1 rRNA gene is annotated in these 2,871 nt (G+C 52.7%); it reads right to left on the bottom strand.

Features of this window, described 5'->3' with window-relative positions:
• Positions 1-2,819 (bottom strand): 23S ribosomal RNA (locus BMW93_RS35010).
• Between the last annotated feature and the right edge of the window lie 52 nt (positions 2,820-2,871).

Genomic DNA, 2,871 nt, shown 5'->3' with positions numbered 1-2,871 from the left:
TGTGCAAGCTGTTGGGTAATTAGTACTGCTCAGCTGAGTGTATTTCGACACGTATACCTGCAGCCTATCAACGTCGTAGTCTACAACGACCCTTATGTGGAAGATTCATCTTCGGGCTAGTTTCGCACTTAGATGCTTTCAGCGCTTATCTATTCCCCACATAGCTACCCGGCCATGCTACTGGCGTAACAACCGGCTCACCAGCGGTGGGTCCACCTCGGTCCTCTCGTACTAAAGGCAGCCCCCGTCAATCTTCCTACGCCCACCACAGATAGGGACCGAACTGTCTCACGACGTTCTGAACCCAGCTCGCGTGCCACTTTAATCGGCGAACAGCCGAACCCTTGGGACCTTCTCCAGCCCCAGGATGTGACGAGCCGACATCGAGGTGCCAAACCTCCCCGTCGATGTGAGCTCTTGGGGGAGATCAGCCTGTTATCCCCGGCGTACCTTTTATCCTTTGAGCGATGGCCCTTCCATACAGAACCACCGGATCACTATACCCTGGTTTCCCACCTGCTCGACCCGTCGGTCTCGCAGTCAAGCCTGCTTGTACTATTGCACTCCACACACGGTTACCAAGCGTGTTGAGCAGACCTTTGGAAGCCTCCGTTACACTTTTGGAGGCGACCACCCCAGTCAAACTACCCACCATGCACGGTCCTTGACATTGTCAAGTTAGATCCCAGGCCAGCGAAGGGTGGTATTTCAACGTTGGCTCCTGAACGCCTGGCGACGCCCACTCACAGCCTCCCACCTATCCTACACATCCCTGACCCGAAAACAATGCAAAGCTATAGTAAAGGTGCACGGGGTCTTTCCGTCCCGTGGCGGGTAAGCGGCATCTTCACCGCTACTACAATTTCACCGAGCTCACGGCCGAGACAGTGCCCAGATCGTTACACCATTCGTGCAGGTCGGAACTTACCCGACAAGGAATTTCGCTACCTTAGGACCGTTATAGTTACGGCCGCCGTTTACTGGGGCTTCGATTCAATGCTTCTCTTGCGATGACATCCCCTCTTAACCTTCCAGCACCGGGCAGGTGTCAGGCCCTATACGTCAACTTTCGTTTTGGCAGAGCCCTGTGTTTTTGCTAAACAGTCGCCTGGGCCATTTCTCTGCGGCCTCTCTTTGCAGAGGAGGCTCCCCTTCTCCCGAAGTTACAGGGTTAATTTGCCGAGTTCCTTAGCCGTGATTCACTCGAGCACCTTAGAATATTCTTCTCGACTACCTGTGTCGGTTTACGGTACGGGCTGCATACAGCTGATGTTTCAAAAGCTTTTCTTGGAAGCGTCTTCGATGGTTCGCTTTGCCCGTAGGCTCGGCTCAACGCACTATTCCGTCAGTACGTACCATCCACGTCGCTCCGTCACTTTTTCACACTGCATGCAGGGGCAGGAATATTAACCTGCTGTCCATCGGGGGTCGCCTGTCGGCTATCCCTTAGGCCCCGCCTAACCCTCCGTTGATTAGCATAGCGGAGGAATCCTTAGTCTTTCGGTGTGCGGATTTCTCATCCGCATTATCGTTACTTATGCCTACATTTGCTTTTCTCACCAGTCCAGCCCGGCTCACGCCGAACCTTCACCCCTGTGAGAATGCTCCCCTACCGATCAGTATTACTACTATCGCATAGCTTCGGTAATATGCTTGATGCCCGTTTATTATCGATGCCCGCCCCGCTCGACCAGTGAGCTGTTACGCACTCTTTAAATGTATAGCTGCTTCCAAGCTAACATCCTGGCTGTCTCTGCAGTCGGACCCCCTTAGTTCAACTTAGCATATATTTTGGGACCTTAGCTGATGCTCTGGGTTGTTCCCCTCTCGGACTGGGACCTTAGCACCCCAGCCCTCACTGCCGTGTATATCATGCCCCATTCGGAGTTTGTCAGAATTTGGTAGGATTTGACTCCCCCTAGTCCTATCAGTAGCTCTACCTGAACATGACTCAACCACAACGCTGTTCCTAAAAACATTTCGGGGAGTACGAGCTATTTCTCAGTTTGATTGGCCTTTCACCCCTACCCTCAGTTCATCCGAAAACTTTTCAACGTTTACCGGTTCGGTCCTCCACGATGTGTTACCAGCGCTTCAACCTGACCAAGGGTAGATCACAAAGTTTCGCGTCTACGGCCACTGACTAATCGCCCTATTCAGACTCGCTTTCGCTTCGGCTCCTGTTCTTCAAACATTAACCTTGCCAGTAACCGTAACTCGTAGGCTCATTATGCAAAAGGCACGCCGTCACCCGTAGGCTCCGACCGCTTGTAAGCGCATGGTTTCAAGTTCTATTTCACCCCGCTGCTCGCGGTACTTTTCACCTTTCCCTCACGGTACTCGTTCACTATCGGTCTCTCAGGAGTATTTAGCCTTGGCGGATGGTGCCGCCGGATTCAGAGGGGATTTCACCGGTCCCCACCTACTCAGGGTACCCACTCAATTAAACTCGCTGCCTGTACGGGATTCTCACCCTCTGCGATTGGCCTTCCCATGCCATTCCAGTTCGCTATTTAACCACTTGGTGGGCCCTACAACCCCACTCTGGCCTTAACCAGGGTGGTTTGGGCTGTTCCGTGTTCGCTCGCCACTACTTACGGAATCACTATTGTTTTCTTCTCCTGCGGGTACTTAGATGTTTCAGTTCCCCGCGTTTGCCCCCCGTAGGGTAATCAGGCTTCACCTGACTGGGTTGCCCCATTCGGATATCTATGGATCAATGCATATGTGCTGCTCCCCATAGCTTTTCGCAGCTTATCACGTCCTTCATCGCCTCTGAGAGCCTAGGTATCCCCCATGCGCCCTTAATTCGCTTGCGCGACTTTATTCTTCTTCTCTTCTACTTCGCAATATGTCAATGAACTCGTTGCC

Source organism: Dyadobacter sp. SG02, from assembly GCF_900109045.1.
In the GTDB taxonomy this organism is placed as follows: Bacteria; Bacteroidota; Bacteroidia; order Cytophagales; family Spirosomataceae; genus Dyadobacter.
The sequence above is the reverse complement of the archived record's forward strand: the minus strand, read 5'-3'. Positions and strand labels throughout refer to the sequence as shown.